Consider the following 21083-nt stretch of genomic DNA (forward strand, 5'->3'; position numbering starts at 1 on the left):
AGTGACTACCGGCTACGAGGTTATACGCCCTGACTGACAGAACTCATATTGAAATCCGGCACCCGCAGCGCCGGCATCGCGGCCCTGGTGAACCAGTCGCTCCACTCCCTCGGCAGCGTCCTCTCCGTCCGCCCCGCCTCCGTCGCCCGCCCCAGCAGACCGATCGGTGACTCGTTGAAGCGGAAGTTGTTGACCTCGCCGGTCACCTCGCCGTTCTCGACGAGGTACACCCCGTCCCGGGTCAGCCCGGTGAGCAGCAGCGTGGCCGGGTCGACCTCGCGGATGTACCAGAGGCAGGTCAGCAACAGCCCGCGCTCGGTGTTCGCGACCATCTCCTCCAGGGAGAGGTCCTGGCCGCCGTCCAGGATCAGGTTGCCGATCGCCGGGGCGACGGCAAGCCCGGTCAGGCCCGCGCTGTGCCGGGTCGTGGTCAGATGCGCCAGCGTGCCCTGCCTCACCCAGTCGGTCGCCCCGACCGGAAGGCCGTTGTCGAACACCGACTGATCGCCTCCGGAGGAGTGCGCGACCACGAACGGCGCGGTCTCAAGGCCGGGCTCGTTCGGGTCGCTGCGCAGCGTCAGCGGCAGATCGGTGAGCGCCTCACCGACCCGGGTGCCGCCGCCCGGCTTGGAGAACACCGTCCGCCCCTCGGCCGCGTCCCGGCCCGACGCCGACCACAGCTGGTAGATCAGCAGATCGGCGACCGCGGTCGGCGGCAGCAGCGTCTCGTACCGCCCGGCGGGCAGCTGGTGGCGCCGCTCGGCCCATCCGAGGCGTACGGCGAGCTCGGCGTCCAACGCCGCCGGGTCGACGTCCTTGAAGTCCCGCGTCGAGCGTCCGGCCCAGGCCGAGCGCGTACGGTCCGGTGACTTGGCGTTGAGCTCCAGCGTGCCGTTGGGCTGGTCGTGGCGCAGCCGCAGCCCCGTGGATGTGCCCAGGTACGTCGAGACGAGCTCGTGGTTGGCGAAGCCGTACAGCTCGCGGCCACCCGCACGCGCGCGTGCGAAGGACTCGCCGAGCGCCGGAGCGAAGTCGGCGAAGACGGCCGAGGAGGTCTCGGAGGGTGCGTCCGTGAAGTCGGGCGACTCCGGTACCCCGGTGACCAGCGGCTGGGCGTCCTCGGCGGGCCCGGCACCGCGCGCGGCGGCCTCCGCGGCCCGCACCAGCGGCTCCAGCTCGTCCGTGGTCACCGCGGACCGGGAGACCACCCCGGAGGCGGTGCCCTCCTTGCCGTCGACGGTCGCGACGACCGTGAGCGTGCGCCCGCGCGTGACGCCGTTCGTGGTGAGCGCGTTGCCCGCCCAGCGCAGGTTGGCGGTCGAGTGCTCGTCGGCGATCACGACACAGCCGTCGGCCTGGGACAGCGCGAGAGCGCGCTCGACGATCTCGTGCGGCTTGTTCGTACGCGGGCTCATCGACCGGCCTCCTGCGTGGTGTTCAGAATGTTGACGCCCTTGAAGAGGGCGGACGGGCAGCCGTGCGACACCGCCGCGACCTGCCCCGGCTGGGCCTTGCCGCAGTTGAAGGCACCGCCGAGGACATAGGTCTGCGGGCCGCCCACCGCGGCCATCGAGCCCCAGAAGTCGGTGGTGGTCGCCTGGTAGGCGACGTCCCGCAGCTGCCCGGTGATCCGCCCGTTCTCGATCCTGAAGAACCGCTGGCCGGTGAACTGGAAGTTGTAGCGCTGCATGTCGATCGACCAGGACCGGTCCCCGACGACGTAGATCCCGCGGTCCACGCTCCCGATCAGGTCCTCGGTGGACATCCCGGCCGGGTCCGGCTGGAGCGACACGTTGGCCATGCGCTGCACGGGGACATGCCCGGGGGAGTCGGCGTAGGCGCAGCCGTTGGAGCGCTCGAAGCCGGTCAGCTTCGCGATCCGCCGGTCCAGCTGGTAGCCGACGAGCGTTCCGTCCTTCACCAGGTCCCAGGACTGGCCCGCGACGCCCTCGTCGTCGTAGCCGATGGTGGCGAGCCCGTGCTCGGCGGTGCGGTCACCGGTGACGTTCATCAGCTCGGAGCCGTAGCGCAGCTTGCCGAGTTGGTCAAAGGTGGCGAAGGAGGTGCCGGCGTAGGCGGCCTCGTAGCCGAGGGCGCGGTCCAGCTCGGTGGCGTGGCCGATGGACTCGTGGATGGTCAGCCACAGGTTGGACGGGTCGACGACGAGGTCGTACAGGCCCGCCTCGACACTGGGCGCCCGCATCTTCTCGGCAAGCAGCTCCGGGATCTGCTCCAGTTCGCTGTCCCAGTCCCAGCCGGTGCCTGTGAGGTACTCCCAGCCGCGTCCGACCGGCGGCGCGATGGTCCGCATGGAGTCGAACTCGCCGCTGGACTCGTCGACCGAGACGGCCGTGAGGGACGGATGCAGCCGGACCCGCTGCTGCGTGGTGACCGTGCCCGCGGTGTCCGCGTAGAACTTGTTCTCGTGCACGGTGAGCAGCGAGGCGTCGACGTGGTTGACCCCGTTCGCCCCCAGCAGCCGCGCGCTCCAGTCCGCGAGCAACGCAGCCTTCTCCTCGTCGGGCACGGAGAACGGATCGATCTCGTACGACGAGATCCACGTCCGGTCGGCGTGCACGGGCTCACCGGCGAGCTCCACCCGCTCGTCCGACCCGGCCGCGCGGATCACCTGCGCGGACAGCTTCGCCATGGCCACGGCCTGCGAGGCGACCTTGGCGGCGGCGTCCAGCGTCAGGTCCACGCCCGACGCGAAGCCCCAGGTGCCGCCGTGCACGACCCGCACCGCGTACCCGAGGTCGGTGGTGTCCGAGGACCCGGACGGCTTGGCGTCCCTGAACCGCCAGGACGCGCTGCGCACCCGCTCGAACCGGAAGTCCGCGTGCTCGGCGCCGAGCGCACGCGCGCGTGCCAGCGCGGCGTCGGCGAGGGCACGTAGGGGAAGCGCTGTGAAGGCTTCGTCGATGGTATGAGGCACCTGGGTCTCTTCCTGTCGGCGTGAGGGTGGGCGACGGTTGCCCCGATCATGTCGCGGCCACCGGTCCGCGGACCACACGTTTCCGACCGCCGTCGGCAACTTTCTGTAGGGACCCGACAGCGAGTCCCGTAAGCCACTGTCGGTGCCCGAATGTCCTCCGGCGGGAGCGGCCCGATAGGTTTTCGGAGAAGCCGCCTGTCATCCACGTGTGAGGGCGGGTGTGTCAGACCCCTATCGAAAGGGTGATCCGTTGAGCCGCTCGGTTCTCGTCACCGGAGGCAACCGGGGCATCGGCCTCGCCATCGCCCGCGCTTTCGCCGACGCCGGCGACAAGGTCGCCATCACGTACCGCTCGGCTGAGCCGCCGGCCGCCCTGACGGAATTGGGCTGCCTGGCGGTCAAGTGCGACATCACCGACTCCGAGCAGGTGGAGCAGGCCTACAAGGAGATCGAGGCCGAGCACGGCCCGGTCGAGGTCCTGATCGCCAACGCGGGCATCACCAAGGACCAGCTCCTGATGCGCATGTCCGAGGAGGACTTCACCTCGGTCATCGACACCAACCTCACCGGCACCTTCCGAGTGGTCAAGCGCGCCAACCGCGGCATGCTGCGCGCCAAGAAGGGCCGGGTCGTCCTGATCTCCTCGGTCGTCGGCCTCTACGGTGGCCCCGGCCAGGCCAACTACGCCGCCTCCAAGGCCGCGCTGGTCGGCTTCGCGCGGTCCCTCGCCCGTGAGTTGGGCTCGCGCAACCTCACCTTCAACGTCGTCGCGCCCGGCTTCGTCGACACCGACATGACCAAGGCGCTCACCGACGAGCAGCGCGCGGCCATCGTGAAGCAGGTGCCGCTCGGCCGGTACGCGCAGCCCGAGGAGGTCGCCGCGACGGTGCGGTTCCTCGCCTCGGACGACGCCTCGTACATCACTGGAGCCGTCATCCCCGTTGACGGCGGACTGGGAATGGGTCACTGATCACCATGAGCGGAATTCTCGAGGGCAAGCGCGTCCTGATCACCGGCGTGCTGATGGAGTCCTCCATCGCCTTCCACGCCGCCAAGCTGGCCCAGGAGCAGGGCGCGGAGATCATCCTGACCGCGTTCCCGCGGCCCACGCTGACCGAGCGCATCGCCAGGAAACTCCCCAAGCCCACCAAGGTCATCGAGCTCGACGTCACCAACGACGAGCACATGGGCCGGCTGGCGGATGTCGTGGGCGAGGAGCTCGGCGGCCTCGACGGTGTCGTGCACTCCATCGGCTTCGCGCCGCAGGACGCCCTCGGCGGCAACTTCCTGAACACGCCGTTCGAGTCCGTGGCCACCGCCATGCACGTCTCGGCGTACTCCCTGAAGTCGCTCACCATGGCCTGCCTTCCGCTGATGCAGAACGGCGGCTCGGTCGTCGGCCTCACCTTCGACGCGCAGTACGCCTGGCCGCAGTACGACTGGATGGGCCCGGCCAAGGCCGCTCTGGAGGCCACCAGCCGCTACGTCGCTCGCGACCTGGGCAAGCAGAACATCCGCTGCAACCTCATCTCCGCGGGCCCGCTCGCCTCCATGGCCGCCAAGTCCATCCCGGGCTTCGCCGACCTTGCCTCCGTGTGGGACAACCGCTCCCCGCTGGAGTGGGACCTCAAGGACCCGGAGCCGGCCGGCAAGGGCATCGTCGCCCTGTTGAGCGACTGGTTCCCGAAGACCACGGGCGAGATCATCCACGTGGACGGCGGTCTGCACGCGATCGGAGCCTGATCTCCGGCACCTCGTCGACGCCCCGTTCCCCCAGGAGCGGGGCGTCCCCCGTTCGGCCTACCCGGCCGGGCGCGGGCGGTCCACAACTGGGCACTCTGGATTACGCGTTCACCCGCGCTTTCCTCCCCAGCACGGCCGAGGAGGTCCCCTTGTGCGCCTGTCCCGCAGTCTGGCCTCAGTGACCGCAGCCGTCTGTCTCGTGATGTCCCTGCCGTACGACGCGATGCCGCACGCGCGCGTGGCGGCACGCGAAGCCGCCGCGCCGGAGCCGTTCGGCGCCTCCTGCTTCAGCAGGGTCACCGGATCCCGGGTGATCGCCTACTGCCACAACCCGTATCCACGCACCGACGGCGTCCGCCTGCACATCGAGTGCGACCGGTGGTGGGACCTCGACAGCGACGGCGCCCAGGTCGAGGCCTGGCCCGCGCAGACCGTGCGCCTGACCGGCCGGTGCTGGAAAGAGGTGCGGTCGGTGTGGGTCAGCCACCGGAAGCTGGCGCGCTGAGCCGTCCAGGACGGCACAGGAAGGGATAGCCGGCCGCCTCCTCGGCGGCGGCCACGGCGTCGCCCGCGCGGATCGCGTCGACGAGCCGGGTGTGTTCCATGTACGTCTCCGGTGTCAGCTCCTCGCCGACGTCCTCGCGCAGCCAGTCCCGCAGCACCTCGCCCAGGTCCGCGTACATCTCGGTCATCACCTCGTTGTGCGAGGCGGCCACCACGGCCAGGTGGAAGGTGGCGTCCGCGGTCACGAAGGCCTCCGTGTCGCCGGACTCCCAGGCCTCCTCGCGCCGTACCAGGAGCGCGTCGAGCTGCTTGAGGTCCTTCTCGGTGCGCCGCTCGGCGGCCAGCCGCGCCGCGGACGACTCCAGCGTGGAACGCAGCTCGGCGACGTGCCGCGGGTCCGCGTCGGCGAAACGGCGGTGCATCACGCCCGCCAGCTCACTGGTGGCCACGACATACGTCCCCGAGCCCTGGCGGATGTCCAGCAGACCGTTGTGCGCGAGCGCGCGGACGGCCTCGCGGACGGTGTTGCGGGCCACCCCCAGCTGCTCGACCAGCTCGGGCTCGGTCGGGATCCGGGAACCGACCGGCCACTCGCCCGAGGTGATCTGGTTGCGCAGCGCGGCGATGACCTGCTCGGACAGCGCCGAGCGGCGGGGATGGCTCAGGGGCATGGCACACCTTCGCACGGGCGGGACGGAAGAGGGGGCCCCGAGGATGGACAACCAATCATCCCATGATTCTATGATGGGCGTCATGGCGAGCGAGGAAACCCGGACACTGAAGCCCACGACCGCACACCCTTCCGCCACCGCACCGGAGGACGGAGCCGCGGTGCCCACCCCGCGCACGTGGGCGGTGCGCCTGGTCGTCGTCGGCATCGTGCTGTCCGCCCTCAACCTCCGCCCCGCCATCACCAGCCTCGGCGCCCTCCTCGAAGAGGTGCGTGACGGACTCGGCATGAGCGGCAGCCTGGCCGGCCTGCTCACCTCGGTGCCCCCGCTGTGCTTCGCCGTCTTCGGCGTCACGGCCCCACGCCTGGCCCGCCGCTTCGGCGCGGGTGCGGTGGTGTGCGCGGGCATGGTCGCCATCACGACAGGTCTGCTCATACGGCCCTACACGGGCTCCACAGCGGGCTTCCTGGCCGCCAGCGCCCTCGCGCTCATGGGCATCGCCGTCAGCAACGTCCTGATGCCGGTCATCGTCAAGCGCTGGTTCCCGGACCGGGTCGGCTCCATGACCGGTCTGTACTCGATGGCCCTCGCGCTCGGCACCGCGGCCGCGGCGGCCGTGACCGTGCCCGTGACGGAGGCGCTCGGCGGGAGCTGGCAGTCCGGGCTGGCGGTCTGGGCGGGCCTGGCCGCGGCGGCCGTACTGCCGTGGATTCCGCTCGTACGGGACAAGGGAGCGGGATCCACCGTCGGCAGCGTGCACGCGCGCGTGGAGGGCGCCGGCCCCGTCCGGCACATGCACGCACGCGTGGAGCAGCCCGCGCTGCGGATCACCCGGAGCCGGACCGCCTGGGCCCTCGCCGTATTCTTCGGGCTCCAGGCCACCGCCGCCTACATCACCATGGGCTGGATGGCACAGATCTTCCGGGACGCGGGCGTGTCAGCGGGCACCGCCGGACTGCTGCTGGCCGTCACGATGGTGATGGGTGTCCCCCTGGCCTTCGTCATCCCGCGCGTGGCCACCCGGCTTCCGCACCAGGGCCCGATCGTGATCGTGCTCGGCATCTGCGGCCTCGCCGGATACACGGGCCTGTACTTCGCCCCGGCCGGCGGCGCCTGGGCCTGGGCCGTCCTGCTCGGCATCGCGAACTGCGCGTTCCCGCTGGCGCTCACCATGGTCGGGATGCGGGCGAAGACCGGCGCGGGTGTGGCCCAGCTGTCCGCCTTCGCGCAGAGCACCGGCTATCTGATCTCCATCCCCGGACCGCTTCTGGTCGGCGTGCTCTACCAGCACAGCGGCGGCTGGGGCCTGCCGATCGCGCTCATGGTCGGCCTGATGCTCCCGCAGATGGCGGTCGGGGTGCTCGCCGGCCGGGACCGTACGGTGGAGGACGAGGCGGCCCGCTGAGGTCACCCCGGCAGCCCGGGCAGGAGACCGGGGTGCGAGACTGGCCGCATGCCAGTGCTCGACCCGAACCCCCAGAACGGCCAGAAGAAGATGCTGCTGGTCTTCGGCTCGTTCCTCGCCATCCTCGTCGTCATCGCGATCATCGCGACGATCGCCTCACCCTGATCCGGTGACCGCTCCCCGGGACAGCGGTGGGGTTAACCCCCTGTCCCCTAGGGGGTGAGTGTCAGGGTCAACTGGGTGGATCTCCGGATGGGTTGAGGGCCCCGGGTTCCGTAACTTCGAGATGTGACCGCGAGCAGCGGACCACGGGGACTCGAAGACCAGCGGAGGCACTCATGTCGGCCCCTACGCACACCCCGCCCCACCCGGCGTCCCGGGGCGGCGTCGACATCCGGCTGCCCTGGTGGGCCCTCGTCCTGCCGACGCTCGCCTTCGTCGTGCTCCTGGCGCTCATCCTCAACCCCTCCGACGCGCACGCGGCCTCCGGCGACCCCGCCGTCACCCGGTTCCTGGAGCACGTACAGCGGCTGATAACGCGCTGAGCACCCACGAAGCCGCCCGTCAACTACCCGCGCCCCATGGCCTGTTTCATGCGAAGCTGGATCCCATGAGCGTCGCAGAACCCCGCAGGATTGTCCTTTTCCGGCATGCGAAAGCCGACTGGCCACAGGTCACCGACCATGAGCGGCCGCTCGCCGACCGGGGCCGAAAAGAAGCAGCGGAAGCCGGGCGGCGGCTGGTCGACTCCGGCATCCCCTTCGACCTGGCCCTCTGCTCCACCGCGACCCGGACCCGTGAGACCTGGAAGCTCGCCGTGCAGGAGTTCCCGCACCGGCCGAAAACCGTCTACGAGGAGCGGGTCTACGAGGCCTCGCCCGGCGAGCTGATCGCCGTGCTCAACGAGACCCAGGACGACGTGCAGAACGCCGTCCTGATCGGCCACAACCCGGGCGTGCAGGGCCTCGCCGACATCCTCGCCGGCGCCGCCGAAGGCGATGCCCGCGAGCGGATGAACGGCCGCGGCTTCCCGGCCGCCGCCTTCGCCGTCCTGACCTTCAGCGGCTCCTGGAAGACCCTGGAGCCCGGTGTGGCCACCCTCGTCGACTACTGGGCACCGTCCGACTGACGACCCGACCCGACCCGCGGGAGCGGGGCACGGCAGGGGCCCGGCACCACCACGGTGCCGGGCCCCTGCCATGTATGCCGGTTCAGTCCTCTTCGTGCGCGTCCGCCGCCTCGACCTCTTCACGGGTGACGCCCAGCAGGTACAGCACCGTGTCCAGGAAGGGCACGTTCACCGCGGTGTGCGCGGCCTCCCGCACCACCGGCTTGGCGTTGAAGGCGACCCCGAGGCCGGCCGCGTTCAGCATGTCCAGGTCGTTGGCGCCGTCGCCGATCGCCACCGTCTGGGACAGCGGCACCCCCGCCTCGGCGGCGAACCGGCGCAGCAGCCGTGCCTTGCCCGCGCGGTCCACGATCTCCCCGGTGACCTTGCCGGTGAGCTTCCCGTCGACGATCTCCAGCGTGTTCGCCTGGGCGAAGTCCAGCCCGAGGCGCTCCTTCAGATCGTCGGTGACCTGGGTGAACCCGCCCGAGACGACACCGACTTGGAAGCCGAGCCGCTTGAGCGTACGGATGAGGGTGCGCGCACCCGGCGTCAGCCGGACCTCGCTGCGCACCTTGTCCACGACCGAGGCGTCCAGCCCCTCAAGGAGCTCCACGCGCGCGTGGAGCGACTGCTCGAAGTCCAGCTCACCACGCATCGCGGCCGCCGTCACCTCGGCGACCTTGTCCTCGCAGCCGGCGTGCGCGGCGAAGAGCTCGATCACCTCGTCCTGGATGAGCGTCGAGTCCACGTCCATGACCACGAGCCGCTGGGCCCGGCGGTGCAGACCGGCGGCGACCACGGCCACGTCGACGCCGAGCTTGGCCGCGTCCGTCACCAGGGCGGTGCGCAGCGGCCCGGTCTCCACGCCGGACACCGCGAACTCGACCGCCGTCACCGGGTACTTGGCCAGCCGGAAGATACGGTCGATGTTGCCGCCCACCTTGGCGATCCTGGCGGCGATCGCGGCGGTGGCCTCCGCGGTGAGCGGGTGACCGAGCACGGTGACCAGGGAACGCCCCAGCCCGCGCGGACGGTTGTCGCCGAGGCCCGAGATGATCTCGGCCTGCATCTTGATCGACTCCGCCCAGCTGTGGACGGTCGCCCGCAGATCACCCTCCAGCGCCCGGGGCGGCGCGGTCACGAGCGCGCACAGCACCATTCGGCCACGCGTGACGACCTGCTCGATGTCGACCACGTCGACCGAGTAGGCGGCGAGGGTGTCGAAGAGGCCGGCCGTGATGCCCGGCCTGTCCTTCCCGAAGATCTTGACGAGAAGGGTGGGGACGTCGGAGGACGAGGTCTGCTCAGCGCTCATGGTGTTCCCACCGTAACCGGCACCCAGTGCCTCCTGCTCCCGAGGTCCGTCTGACGGACACGGAACACTCGGTGTCGGGCGGGTGGCGAGATCCTTACATGCCGGACACGTCTGCGCTGTCGCGAGCCTCAGCGAGGGGGAGGAGGCGGCACAGCGCACGGGACATGGCCGCCGTACCGCCCCGTACGATCACGGCGCTCCCACGGGCCCGAGCCCCTGTGTTCTGCTGCCACCTGCGCCGAATCAGCGCCGTCCCTTCGGCTTCCCCGGCGGTGGCGGCGGGGGCGGAGGAGGCGGTGGCGGTGGGGGAGGCGACTTTGGTCCCTCGTCGCCGGAGGACGAGCGTCGGCCGCCGGGCCGCTGCCTCGGGGGCCGTTGCGGGGAACGGGACGGCGGGTCGAGCGGACGGGCCATCGTGGGGGCGCCGTAGACGTTGTCGGGCGGGGGAGAGCCGCCCTGTCGGCCGGGCTCGTCCGATGTCCGAGAGTTGTCCTCGGGAGGCCTCACCGCATCCTGCGGCGGCCCGCTGCCCTCCGACGATCCCGAGCTCCCGCCCTGCCCGTATCCACGCGGCCCCCGGGCAGGCGGCGCCCCACCCGACGCTCCCGACTCCCGCCGAAGATCCCCGCGGCGCGGTTCTCGCCCACCACCCTCACGGCCCGGTTCCCGCCGGTCGCCCTCAGACCCCGGCGCTCGCCCAGGCTCCCCACCGGGCCGCGCGTCCTCCGGCCCCCGCAACTCCTCCGGCACCCGCAGATACGGGTTCGTCGCCGGGTTCGGAGGCCGATACGGCGTACCGGGCACATAGGGCCCTGCTCCGCCTTCGCGCGCCTCGGATCCGCCACGGTGTGCGTCGGACCTGCTTGGGTAGGTCTTGGAGCCGCCGTCGTACGCCTCGGATCCACGGTCGTTCGGCCTGGGCTCGCCCTCATACGCCCCGGAGTCGCCGTGGTACGGCCTGGACCCGCTCTCGTGCGGCCCTGCTCCGCCTTCGCGCGCCTCGGGCCCCCCACGGTGTGCGTCGGACCTGCTTGGGTACGGCTTAGAGCCGCCGCCGTACACCTCGGATCCACCGTCGTACGGCCTGGACCCACCCTCGTACGACCCAGAGCCGCCGTCGTTCCCTCCGGCCCCGCCCCCGTAAGGCCCCGCCCCACCTTCGTACGACCTCGCCGTGCCGTCGTAGTACGGCCCGGCTCCGCCCTCATAACGCCTGGGCGCACCCTCGTAACCCTCGCCCCCGCCTCGATACGGTTCGGCCCCCCGTGAGTACGCGATGCCCCCGCCCGCATACCGCGGATCCCCGGCAACCCCCGCCGTCCCTGTCCCCGCTCCCGCCTCCACCAGGTCACGCAGTGCCAGTGCCGACGCCCGCGATCCCGCCGCCCCCGTCGCCCGGGCCAGCAGCGCCCCCGCCGCTCCCGCCGCCGCGCCCCACAACGCCCCGAGCAGCAGCGCCACGCCGAGCTGCCCCCGCAACTCGATTCCGGCGCCGAACGCGTCGAACCCCAGTACCGACAGCGAGGCGTCCACCGAAACCTCCGTCAGCCAGGCGAGCAAGGGCAACGCCAACGCGGTCGCGCCCCCGAGTCGCACCGCGCACCGCCCCGCGAAACCAAGGGCCCCGGGATCCCGTACGCCCTCGGCACCCACCCCGGCCGCACCCGCGGAATCCCGCCCGGCGCCTGCCCCGCCAGCCACCCCCACGGGCGTCCGCACAGCGGTGAACACCCCGGCCAGCAGCATCATCAGCGCCGCCCCCACCCCCAGCAGCCACACCCGCCCATCAAGATCCGCCAGGTTGCCCAAGGTCACCGACTGGTCGGCGTCCGAGTTGAGCAGTCGGTCCAGTGGGTCCGGCAGGAAGTTCGTCAGGACGCCCGTCGCCCGGCCGTCGAAGGGGACGAACAGGCCGATGGGGATGCCCAGCCACACCCCGTTCGGCGCCCCGAGCAGCGCCGCTCCCGCGATCCGCTTGGGGTGGTCGTCGCCGATCGCCGCGTACGCCGCCGCCGAGAGCCCCGCGGCCACCGCGACCAGCAGCACCGTCACGAGGGCGGACGCGGCCGGCCGTACGACCCGGTGCACCGCCTCCCAGCCGCGCGGCAGCGGTGTACGGCGGGACGCCAGCAGCGCGACCAGCAGGATCCCGGCCGACCAGCCGAGCCCGCCGAGCAGCGTCGGCGCGGTGTCCACCGTGAAGCCGACCGAGGCCTTCGCGTCGATGAGGTCGCCGATCTGGTCCGGCAGCAGTCCGCCGATGTCCCCGACGTCACCCAGGCCGGGGATGCCGAGACCCCCGCCGGCACCCGGCAGGTTGTCGAGGCCCAGCGCGCCCCCGTCGATCGTGATGACGTCGTGCCCCGCCCAGGCGAGGCCGCCCATGGTCGCCGTGAACAGCACGACCACCGAGCCCGCGCGCGCGAGGAGTTCGGAGGGCGCGATCACCACGCCGGCGCCCCGTAGGGACCGTAGGAAGAACCATGACAAGAGCAGCGCGCCGACCAGGCTGACACCCAATGGCGTGATCTCGATGGCGGTCGCCGCCTCCGCCCCCGTCAGCCCGAACGCGGACACATCACCGGAGGGCGTCACCGAACCACCAGCCGCAAGAGCCACCACAGCCGCGGTCATCGGCCCCAACGAGGCGGCGGAATCGGCCTCCAGCAGATGCAGACCGAGCGCGGCCGTCCCCGCCATCCCGATCAACGCCCAGCTCACGGCGGCGATCGAGGACAGCAGGATGTCTCCCCACGGCAGCCTCACACCGTGCTCCCTGGCCCCGGCGCTCCTGGACGCACTCATGGCAGACCCCCCGATCCGCGGCGCGGCCGAGACCGCGCTTGTCCCCCTCGCGTGGATTACCCACTCTCCGGGTCGGTTTCAACCCCGTCAACGGAACCGGCCGAAGCGCGTGAACGTGGTGTTCTGAGGGCTCGACTTTCGGTCAGGAGGCGGATCCTGAAATAGTTCCTGACGATGTTCGACATCCCTACACTCCCTGTGACGGGGGCAATTCGGGGGACTACTCAGTGGGGCTTGGAGTGCCGGAACTCGTACTGGAAGCGAATGGACGTACCTGGACGCTCGATCCGTCCAGGCCGTACAGCCTCGGACGCGATCCGCAGGGGGACATCGTGTTCGACGACGCCAGAGTGTCCTGGCGTCACGCCACGATCAGCTGGAGCGGGCGCGGTTGGGTCATCGAGGACCACGGCAGCACCAACGGCACGTTCGTGCAGGGGCAGCGGATCCACCAGTCGGACCTCGGCCCCGGCTCGGCCGTCCACCTCGGCAACGCGAGCGACGGCCCGCTGCTGAGCCTCACCGGCACCGCGGCCGAGGTCGCGCAGCCCCGACGACAGCCGCAGCAACAGCCCCAACAACAGCCGTACGCGGCCCAGGGCGCGAACCCGGGCTGGGCCCAACAGCCGCCACAACAACAGGCCCCGCAGTCCGGCTGGCAGCAACCCCAGCAATCCCCACAGCCGCACCAGTCACCGCAGAACATCCCTCAGCAGCAAAACCCCGGTGGCAACGCAAGCGCACCGCCGGTCTACGGCGACCGCAGCCCGACCACGTTCCACCAGTTCACCATCGGCCGCATCATGCGCATCGGCCGAGCCCTGGAGAACGACCTGGTCGTCTCCGACCTGCAGGTCTCCCGCAACCACGCCGAGTTCCACTCGATGCCCAACGGCCGCATGGAGATCCGCGACCTGGGTTCCCACAACGGCACGTACGTCAACGGCCAGCCGATCCCCAAGGGCGGCTCGACGATGCTCGGCCCGAGCGACATCGTCGGCGTAGGCCACTCCACGTTCCGGATCGTCGGCGACCGCCTTGAGGAGTTCGTCGACACCGGTGAGGTCTCCTTCTCCGCCCGCCACCTCACCGTCACGGTCGACGGCGGCAAGCAGATCCTCAAGGACGTCTCCTTCGGCGTCCCGGAGAAGTCCGTCATCGCGGTCATCGGACCGTCCGGTTCCGGCAAGTCGACGCTGCTCAAGGCGCTGACCGGCTACCGGCCCGCCAACCAGGGCGACGTCCTCTACGACAACCGCAACCTCTACAAGCAGTTCGCCGAGCTGCGCCAGCGCATCGGTCTGGTCCCGCAGGACGACATCCTGCACAAGGAGCTGACCGTCAAGAAGGCTCTCAAGTACGCGGCCAAGCTCCGCTTCCCCGCCGACACCACCGGCGAGGAGCGCGAGAACCGCATCGACGAGGTGCTGCGCGAACTGAAGCTCGACATCCACAAGGAGAAGAAGGTCACCGCCCTCTCCGGCGGCCAGCGCAAGCGCGTCTCCGTGGCCCTGGAGCTGCTCACCAAGCCGTCCCTGATCTTCCTCGACGAGCCGACCTCAGGACTCGACCCGGGCATGGACCGCGATGTCATGCAGCTGCTGCGCGGCCTCGCCGACGACGGCCGCACCGTCCTCGTCGTCACCCACTCGGTCGCCGAGCTGGCGCTGTGCGACAAGCTCCTGGTGATGGCCCCGGGCGGCTCCGTCGCCTACTTCGGCCCGCCGGAGGAGGCTCTGAACTTCTTCGGCTACGACACCTGGGCCGACGTCTTCTCCGCCTTCGAGAACTACCGCGACTACGACTGGGCCGGACGCTGGAAGGGCTCGCAGCACTACCAGATGTACGCCGCGGACATAGACGCGGTTGCGCCGCAGTCCGTACAGATGCCTCCGATGCAGGGCATGAAGCCGCCGAAGCCGCAGGGCTGGATGGGCCAGTTCGGGACACTGGTGCGCCGCTATGTCTCGGTCATAGCGTCCGACAAGGGCTTCCTGGCCCTGACGGTGATCCTGCCGCTCGTCCTCGGCGCGGTCAGCCTGCTCATCGACTTCGGCGACAACCTGCTGCCCAAACCGATCGACCCCAGGACCAAACTCCCCGAGCCGAACAGCACGGCCACCACCGTCCTGCTGATCCTCGCGGTCGGCGCCTGCTTCGCCGGCGCCGCCAACTCCGTCCGTGAGCTGATCAAGGAACGGGTCATCTACGAGCGGGAGCGCGCCACCGGCCTGTCCCGCTCGGCGTACCTGATGTCCAAGGTGTTCGTGCTCGGCGTGATCACCGTCCTGCAGGGACTGATGGTCGGCCTCATCGGCTTCGCCAGCCGCGGCCTCCCCAAGGAGGGCCTGGTCCTCGGCAACGCCACCCTCGCGGAGCTCTGCCTGCCGATCATGGGCCTCGGGTTCACCTCGATGATGTTCGGCCTGATCATCTCCGCGCTGGTGAAGACCTCCGAGAAGACCATGCCGCTGCTGGTCATGTTCGCGATCGTCCAGGTCGTCTTCACCGGCTGTCTGTTCACCCTGCACGGCACCATCGGCGTCAACGAACTCTCGTATCTGATGCCGTCCCGCTGGGCGGTCGCCGCCGCGGGCGCCACGCTGGACTTCAACCAGGTCAACCCGCCCGTCAAGCCGGGCGACTCGACCGACCCGCTGTGGGACCACACGGTCAGCACCTGGGGCCTCGACATGCTCGCCCTCGTCGCCCTCGGAGTGGTCTGCGGCTTCTTCGTCGCCCGCTTCCTGCGCCGCCACGAGCCCGAGGTCATGCGGAAGTAGCCGAGCTTCTACGACGACGAAGGGCGGCACCCCTCCACAGGGTGCCGCCCTTTTCCGCCCTTAGCGCGTACTCGTGTACGAGAGGTCCGCGCGGCCTCAGTAAGCGCTGTTCACGTTGTCGATCGAGCCGTACCGGTGGGCCGCGTAGTTGGCGGCGGCGGTGATGTTGGCGACCGGGTCGTACTGGCTCCAGGCCGTGCCGGCGACGTGGTAGGCGTTGAAGGTCGGCTTGATGACCTGCAGCAGACCGATCGACGGGACGCCGTTGATGGCGTTGATGTCCCAGTCGTTGATCGCGTTCGGGTTGCCCGAGGACTCCCGCATGATGTTGCGGTACAGGCCGTTGTAGCTGCCCGGGATGCCCTTGGCCTTCATGATGGCCAGGGACTCCTTGATCCAGCCGTCGAGGTTGTTGGCGTAGGTCTTGGTCGCCGCGGCCTTGAGCTTGGCGCGCTGCGCGGCCCGGCTCGCGGCCGCCTTGGCCTTGCGTGCCTGCTCGGCCTTCTTCTTGGCGGCGGCCGCGGCGGCGGCCTTCTTCTTCGCGGCGGCCTTGGCCTTCGCCTCGGCGGCGGCCTTGGCCTCGGCGGCGGCCTTGGCCTTGGCGGCCTTGGCGGCCTTGGCCTGCAGGCTCTTGGCGGCGAGCTGCTCGCTGACGTCCGCCTGGAGGCCCTTGAGCTGCTCGGAGGTGTACGTGACCTTGGCGGAGGAGACGGCCGCCTCGGACGTGGTGGTCTCCGCGTTGCCCGGAACGGCGGTGAACACGACGGCGGCGGCGCCGAGGGTGGCGACACCGGCGACGGCGATCTTGTGGCGCTTGGTCAGCTTGCGACTATGACGGGTGAAGGCGTTCTTGAGCATGCGGATGGACCTCTTCGAATAGCACGGAGGTCGCTCGCTGTCCGGCGGGGGACGGGTGCTTCCGGCACAAACGCCGCGGGCGGAACCCGCGGCGCTGAGCGACGAGAGCCATTCTTAGCGGCCGCAAAAAGACCGGGCAAAGGTGTGACGTACGATCCCCGATAGTGGATCGGGGGATACCAAATCGGGACAGACTGGAACGTCTTTCCCGTTCGCGAGGGAAGCCTTTGTCTCCTATTTCTCTTCGTACGTGATCTGCGCCCTATGTGCGGGCTCACATCGGACGCATAGCAGTCTCACCAGCAGTTGCTGAAGCAATGCTCAGCGTGAGGGCCCTCCGGCGGAAGAAGGAGATGCACGTCCCCGAACTCGTGCCACAGGTAGAGCCCGCGCACCGCCTCCTCGTAGCCGCGGTCGATCGCCGCCCGCCCCGCGACCGCCTCCAGCATCAGCAGATGCGAGGCCTCCGGCTCGTGCAGCCCGGTCAGCAGCCCGTCCACCACCCGCACCCCGCCCTCCGGGGTCACGACGAGATCCGTCCACCCCGCACGCGCGCGTACGACGCCGTCGGTCCCGGCCGCCGACTCCACGGCCCGCACGGCGGTCGTCCCGACGGCGACCACCCGGCCGTCCCCGGCCTTCACCGCGTTGATCAGCCGAGCGGAGGCCTCCGGCACCGAGAACCGCTCCGGATACGGCGGCTCGTGCGCCTCCGCCGAGGCCACCCCCGTATGCAGCGTGACCGGCGCGAACTGCACACCCCGGCTCACCAGCTCCGCCACCAGCCGCGCGGTGAAGGGTCGCGCCGCACTGGGCATCTCCGCACTGCCGGCCCCGCCGGGCGACGGCAGCGCGAACACCGTCTGATACACGGACAACGGCTGGTCCCGCGCCGTATAGGAGTACCGAATGGGCCGTCCGTGCTCCCGCAGCAGCCCGAGTACCTCCCCACCGCACACCTGCGCCCACCACAGGCGCTCGCTCACCGGCTCCTGCAGAATCAGCCGAACGCCCCCGGGCAGCCCCACCTCCGTCCCCGCGGGCCCACCCGCACGCGCGCGCGTGGTGCCCCTTCCGTCCGGCTCCCGCAGTTCCACGGCCCACCGCCCGTCGTCCCCCAGCGTCGAGAAGTGCACCACCACGCGCGCGTGCCCGACCCACCCGTCGACCGCGGCGGCCAGGGTGGGGGAGGTGTTGACGACGAGCAGGTCCCCGGCCCGCAGCAGACACGGCAGCTCCCGGAACGCGTGATGCGACACCTCCGTCCCGCGCGACACCAGCAGCCGTACGGCGTCCCGGTCCAGCCCCGGCCCGCGCTGCTCGGCCGGCACCCGAGCCGACAACTCCTCCGGCACCCGCACGCTGAGCGTCATCGCTCCCCTTCCAGCAGCGACGGAGCCCCGTACCGCCCACTCACCGGCCGCTCGTCCAGCAACCGCAGAAAGGCCGGCACCACACCGGCCGGCTCCGGCCGCGGATCAGGGTCGTCCGGTACGGCCGCCGCGTACAGGTCCGTCGCCATGTCGCCGGGGTCCACGGCCCACACCCGCAGCCCCGGCTCCTCCTCGCCCAGCACCGCCGTGAGATGGTCCAGGGCGGCCTTCGACGCCCCGTAGCCGCCCCACGTCTCGTACGCCTCGGCCGCGGCGTCGGAACTGACCGCGATCACCGCGCCGGCCCCGGACGCCCGCAGCAGCGGCAGCGCCTCCTGGACCAGCCCCAGCGCGGCCACCACGTTCACCTCCAGCGCGCGGCGCAGCCCGTCAAGGGGCAGTCCCTCAAGCCGCGTCAGCGGCTCGGCGCCCAGCGCGCTCGCGTTGTTCACCAGCAGGTCGACGCCGCCGAGCTTCCAGGCCGCGGCCACCAGCTCCGAGCGGTGCGCCGGGTCCGTGACATCCCCGGGCAGGGCCGTCACCCGGGTCCCGTGCACGGCCAGCGCGTCCGCCGTCTCCTTCAGGACCTCCGCCGTCCTGGCGTCCAGCACCAGGTCCCAGCCCCGCACGGCCAGCGCCTCGGCGAGCGCCCGTCCCAGCCCCTTCGAGGCCCCCGTGATGATCGCTACCGGCATGACACACGTCCCCTCGTCCTCCACGCCTCCTGATCGGCGTGCTCCCAACGTAGGAACGGGACCGCCCCGGCCGCCTCGGACGCGGGCCGCAGAACGGCGCGGCCCTTCGCCCTAGGTCCCTCGCCCTAGTCGGAGGCCGTCACAGGTCCGATCCGCGTTGTCACACCCCGCCCGTACTCTGAGGTCATGAGTCAAGGCCCCCGGTCCGGCCTCGCCGCGGTGAGCTCCGCGCTGCTGGCCATGAGCAGGCACCTGGAGGTGCGCGACGTCCTCAAGACGATCGTCGCCTCGGCCCGCGAGCTGCTCGGCGCGCAGTACGCCGCCCTCGGCGTCCCGGACGACCACGGCGGTTTCGCCCAGTTCGTGGTCGACGGTGTCAGCGACGAGCAGTGGAAGGCCATCGGCCCGCTCCCGCGCCAGCACGGCATTCTCGCCGCGATGCTGCACGAGGCCAAGGTCGAGCGCCTCGCCGACGTGCGCAACGACCCCCGCTTCGAGGGCTGGCCGTCCGCCCACCCCGACATGTCCGACTTCCTGGGCCTGCCCATCCGTGACGGTGACGAGGTCATCGGCGCGCTCTTCCTCGCGAACAAGAACTGCCCGAAACCAGAGGGCGGTTGCGGCTTCACCGAGGACGACGAGGAGCTGCTCTCGATCCTCGCCCAGCACGCCGCGATCGCCCTCACCAACGCCAGCCTCTACGAACGCAGCCGCGAGCTGACGATCGCCGAGGAGCGCTCCCGCCTTGCCCACGAACTGCACGACGCGGTCAGCCAGAAGCTCTTCTCACTGCGCCTGACAGCCCAGGCCGCTGCGGCCCTCGTCGACCGCGACCCGTCCCGGGCCAAGGGCGAACTCCAGCAGGTGGCCGTGCTCGCCGCCGAGGCCGCCGACGAACTGCGCGCCGCCGTCGTCGAGCTGCGCCCGGCCGCCCTGGACGAGGACGGCCTGACCGCCACCCTCCGCACCCACGTCCAGGTCCTGGACCGCGCCCACTCCGCGCGCGTGACCTTCGCCGCCCGCAGCTTCCGCGCACTGCCCGCCGCCCAGGAGGAGGCCATGCTCCGTGTCGCCCAGGAGGCCCTGCACAACGCGCTGCGGCACTCGGGCGCGGCTCATGTCGACGTGAGCGTGGACAGGCACGGCAGCGGAGCCGTCCTGCGCATCACCGACGACGGCACCGGCTTCGACCCCAAGTCGATACGCCGGGCCGGACGCCACCTGGGCCTGGTCTCCATGAGGGACCGCACCAGCGGGGTCGGCGGCACACTGACCGTGGAATCGGCGCCCGGCAAGGGCACCACGATCGAGATGGAGGTCCCCGGTGGCTGACACGATCAAGGTCCTCCTCGTCGACGACCACCAGGTCGTCCGCCGGGGCCTGCGCACCTTCCTCGAAGTGCAGGACGACATCGAGGTCGTGGGCGAGGCCGCCGACGGCACCGAGGGCGTCGAGCGCGCGGAGGAGCTCAAGCCCGACATCGTCCTCATGGACGTCAAGATGCCGGGCATGGACGGCATCGACGCCCTGCGCAGGCTCCGCGAGCTGAACAACCCCGCGCGCGTGCTGATCGTCACCAGCTTCACCGAACAGCGCACAGTGGTCCCGGCCCTGCGCGCGGGCGCCGCCGGGTACGTCTACAAGGACGTCGACCCCGACGCCCTGGCCGGCGCCATCCGCTCCGTCCACGCCGGGCACATCCTGCTCCAACCCGAGGTCGCGGGCGTCCTGTTGTCCCAGGAGGAGAACAACTCCGGCCAGGGCAGAGGCGGTTCGCTCACCGAGCGGGAGCGAGAGGTACTCGGGCTGATCGCGGACGGCCGCTCCAACCGGGAGATAGCCCGGGCGCTGGTCCTCTCCGAGAAGACCGTCAAGACCCACGTCTCGAACATCCTGATGAAGCTCGACCTGGCGGACCGGACGCAGGCGGCGCTGTGGGCGGTTCGTCATGGTGTGGCCGGATAGGACTTCATACTGTCGTGGGAATGTCCCCCGGGCGGCGCATCCTCCGTGGATCTCCGCCGTTCTCCAGTGCGTGCTGCGGCGACTGCCGCGCCAATCGCTAGGAGGGCTTAGAAGTGAAGAACCTGAAGAAGGTAGCGGCCGTGACGATGGTGGCCGGCGGGCTGGTCGCCGCCGGTGCCGGTATGGCCTCCGCCACCGACGGGTCGCACGCCGACGGCAAGGCCGTGGGCTCGCCCGGCGTCGTCTCGGGCAACCTTGTCCAGGCCCCGGTGCACGTCCCGGTGAACGCCGTGGGCAACAGCGTGAACGTCATCGGCGTACTGAACCCGGCCTTCGGCAACGTCGGCCTCAACCGCTGACTCCCCTCGCCGAGCGGACAGTGACTTCGGCCTCCCGGGCGCGTCGCGTGCCCGGGAGGCCGGTCCGTTTGTCGTCCGAATGATCCGAACGGTCGGTCCTGCTCGAATCTCCGCACCGTTCGATGTCCCTCCCGCGTTGATCAGCGCACGACCCGCGGCCGGGTCGGATTCGCCATCGCAGGAGGAACACTTCTCATGAACATCGCCAAGAAGGCCGCCGTGGCCATCACCGTCGCCGGTATCGCCACGGGCGCCGCCGCCGGTGCCGCTGTCGCCGACGCGGGTGCCGAGGGCGCGGCCGTGCAGTCGCCGGGCGTAGTCTCGGGCAACGTCGTCGAGGCGCCGGTGCACGTCCCGGTGAACGCGGTCGGCAACACCGCCAACCTCATCGCCCTGCTGAACCCGGCCTTCGGCAACGCCAGCATGAACGACTGACACCGGGTCGGGACCGAGGGGCCTCACGAGTCAACGGCGACTTGTGGGGCCCTTGGTGTTGGCTGCGGCGCAAAACGGGCGGCCCTTCGGCTGCGGCCCGGTGGGGGCTGGTCGCGCAGTTCCCC

Annotated in this window: 19 protein-coding genes and 1 pseudogene; 12 read left to right on the top strand and 8 right to left on the bottom strand. The window is 70.8% G+C overall.

What is annotated here, in order from left to right; genetic code table 11:
• Positions 1 to 20: 20 nt before the first annotated feature.
• Together ACI2L1_RS24075 and ACI2L1_RS24080 are read right to left on the bottom strand one after the other, a co-directional pair.
• Complete coding sequence (locus tag ACI2L1_RS24075; RefSeq protein ID WP_404741411.1) at positions 21 to 1415, bottom strand: metallopeptidase TldD-related protein; 1395 nt, start codon at positions 1413 to 1415, stop codon at positions 21 to 23.
• Positions 1412 to 2935, bottom strand: a complete 1524-nt coding sequence (locus ACI2L1_RS24080) for a TldD/PmbA family protein (protein ID WP_404741412.1) — start codon at positions 2933 to 2935, stop codon at positions 1412 to 1414. The genes ACI2L1_RS24075 and ACI2L1_RS24080 overlap by 4 nt, the downstream gene beginning before the upstream one ends.
• 250 nt (positions 2936 to 3185) lie before the next feature.
• Between ACI2L1_RS24080 and fabG the strand changes: the two genes are divergently transcribed.
• The 3 genes from fabG to ACI2L1_RS24095 all read left to right on the top strand — a co-directional run bounded on the left by fabG (position 3186) and on the right by ACI2L1_RS24095 (position 5183).
• Positions 3186 to 3905, top strand: a complete 720-nt coding sequence (gene fabG / locus ACI2L1_RS24085) for a 3-oxoacyl-[acyl-carrier-protein] reductase (RefSeq protein WP_404741413.1) — start codon at positions 3186 to 3188, stop codon at positions 3903 to 3905.
• Positions 3906 to 3910: 5 nt separating this feature from the next.
• Positions 3911 to 4678 (top strand): enoyl-ACP reductase FabI, encoded by a 768-nt coding sequence (gene fabI / locus ACI2L1_RS24090; protein WP_404741414.1) that lies wholly within the window; start codon positions 3911 to 3913, stop codon positions 4676 to 4678.
• Positions 4679 to 4829: 151 nt separating this feature from the next.
• Entirely contained in the window at positions 4830 to 5183 is a 354-nt protein-coding gene (locus ACI2L1_RS24095) for a hypothetical protein (protein ID WP_404741415.1), read from the top strand.
• Here ACI2L1_RS24095 and ACI2L1_RS24100 read toward each other — a convergent pair.
• Positions 5158 to 5853: a FadR/GntR family transcriptional regulator gene (locus ACI2L1_RS24100; RefSeq protein WP_404741416.1), complete on the bottom strand. Its 696-nt coding sequence runs from the start codon at positions 5851 to 5853 to the stop codon at positions 5158 to 5160. The genes ACI2L1_RS24095 and ACI2L1_RS24100 overlap by 26 nt on opposite strands.
• A gap of 82 nt (positions 5854 to 5935) precedes the next feature.
• Here ACI2L1_RS24100 and ACI2L1_RS24105 point away from each other — a divergent pair, with 82 nt between their 5' ends.
• From ACI2L1_RS24105 to ACI2L1_RS24120, 4 genes are all read left to right on the top strand, one after another.
• Positions 5936 to 7258 (top strand): CynX/NimT family MFS transporter, encoded by a 1323-nt coding sequence (locus ACI2L1_RS24105; protein WP_404741417.1) that lies wholly within the window; start codon positions 5936 to 5938, stop codon positions 7256 to 7258.
• 48 nt (positions 7259 to 7306) lie between these two features.
• A complete protein-coding gene (locus tag ACI2L1_RS24110; RefSeq protein WP_404741418.1) occupies positions 7307 to 7423 on the top strand; it encodes an SGM_5486 family transporter-associated protein in 117 nt (38 codons plus the stop codon).
• Positions 7424 to 7596: 173 nt separating this feature from the next.
• Positions 7597 to 7803 (top strand): hypothetical protein, encoded by a 207-nt coding sequence (locus tag ACI2L1_RS24115; protein WP_404741419.1) that lies wholly within the window; start codon positions 7597 to 7599, stop codon positions 7801 to 7803.
• Positions 7804 to 7868: 65 nt separating this feature from the next.
• A complete protein-coding gene (locus ACI2L1_RS24120; RefSeq protein WP_404741420.1) occupies positions 7869 to 8387 on the top strand; it encodes a SixA phosphatase family protein in 519 nt (172 codons plus the stop codon).
• Positions 8388 to 8469: 82 nt separating this feature from the next.
• Here the strand turns inward: ACI2L1_RS24120 and serB are convergent, their stop codons facing one another.
• Complete coding sequence (gene serB / locus ACI2L1_RS24125; RefSeq protein ID WP_404741421.1) at positions 8470 to 9684, bottom strand: phosphoserine phosphatase SerB; 1215 nt, start codon at positions 9682 to 9684, stop codon at positions 8470 to 8472.
• A 708-nt stretch (positions 9685 to 10392) separates the two neighbouring features.
• Positions 10393 to 12489 (bottom strand): annotated as a pseudogene (locus tag ACI2L1_RS24130) (streptophobe family protein); the annotation flags it as partial.
• Positions 12490 to 12728: 239 nt separating this feature from the next.
• Here ACI2L1_RS24130 and ACI2L1_RS24135 point away from each other — a divergent pair.
• A complete protein-coding gene (locus ACI2L1_RS24135; RefSeq protein WP_404741422.1) occupies positions 12729 to 15272 on the top strand; it encodes an FHA domain-containing protein in 2544 nt (847 codons plus the stop codon).
• A 96-nt stretch (positions 15273 to 15368) separates the two neighbouring features.
• Here ACI2L1_RS24135 and ACI2L1_RS24140 read toward each other — a convergent pair whose 3' ends face one another.
• The 3 genes from ACI2L1_RS24140 to ACI2L1_RS24150 form a co-directional block, all read right to left on the bottom strand.
• Positions 15369 to 16130, bottom strand: coding sequence for a transglycosylase SLT domain-containing protein (locus ACI2L1_RS24140; RefSeq protein ID WP_404741423.1), 762 nt, complete (start codon positions 16128 to 16130; stop codon positions 15369 to 15371).
• A 296-nt stretch (positions 16131 to 16426) separates the two neighbouring features.
• A complete protein-coding gene (locus ACI2L1_RS24145; RefSeq protein WP_404741424.1) occupies positions 16427 to 17503 on the bottom strand; it encodes an S-adenosylmethionine:tRNA ribosyltransferase-isomerase in 1077 nt (358 codons plus the stop codon).
• On the bottom strand, positions 17500 to 18198 hold the full coding sequence (locus tag ACI2L1_RS24150) for an SDR family NAD(P)-dependent oxidoreductase (RefSeq protein ID WP_404741425.1): 699 nt from the start codon (positions 18196 to 18198) through the stop codon (positions 17500 to 17502). The genes ACI2L1_RS24145 and ACI2L1_RS24150 overlap by 4 nt, the downstream gene beginning before the upstream one ends.
• Before the next feature lie 186 nt (positions 18199 to 18384).
• Here ACI2L1_RS24150 and ACI2L1_RS24155 point away from each other — a divergent pair, with 186 nt between their 5' ends.
• The 4 genes from ACI2L1_RS24155 (at position 18385) to ACI2L1_RS24170 (ending at position 20958) form a co-directional block, all read left to right on the top strand.
• Positions 18385 to 19530 carry a GAF domain-containing sensor histidine kinase gene (locus tag ACI2L1_RS24155; RefSeq protein ID WP_404741426.1) on the top strand — a complete coding sequence of 382 codons (1146 nt, stop codon included), beginning with the start codon at positions 18385 to 18387 and terminating at the stop codon, positions 19528 to 19530.
• Positions 19523 to 20164, top strand: a complete 642-nt coding sequence (locus ACI2L1_RS24160) for a response regulator (protein WP_404741427.1) — start codon at positions 19523 to 19525, stop codon at positions 20162 to 20164. The genes ACI2L1_RS24155 and ACI2L1_RS24160 overlap by 8 nt, the downstream gene beginning before the upstream one ends.
• Positions 20165 to 20277: 113 nt before the next feature.
• Positions 20278 to 20523, top strand: coding sequence for a chaplin ChpE (gene chpE, locus ACI2L1_RS24165; protein ID WP_404741428.1), 246 nt, complete (start codon positions 20278 to 20280; stop codon positions 20521 to 20523).
• 195 nt (positions 20524 to 20718) lie between these two features.
• Positions 20719 to 20958 carry a chaplin gene (locus ACI2L1_RS24170; protein ID WP_404741429.1) on the top strand — a complete coding sequence of 80 codons (240 nt, stop codon included), beginning with the start codon at positions 20719 to 20721 and terminating at the stop codon, positions 20956 to 20958.
• Positions 20959 to 21083 lie beyond the last annotated feature (125 nt).

It is taken from the genome of Streptomyces sp. NPDC019531, assembly GCF_044903305.1.
In the GTDB taxonomy this organism is placed as follows: Bacteria; Actinomycetota; Actinomycetes; order Streptomycetales; family Streptomycetaceae; genus Streptomyces.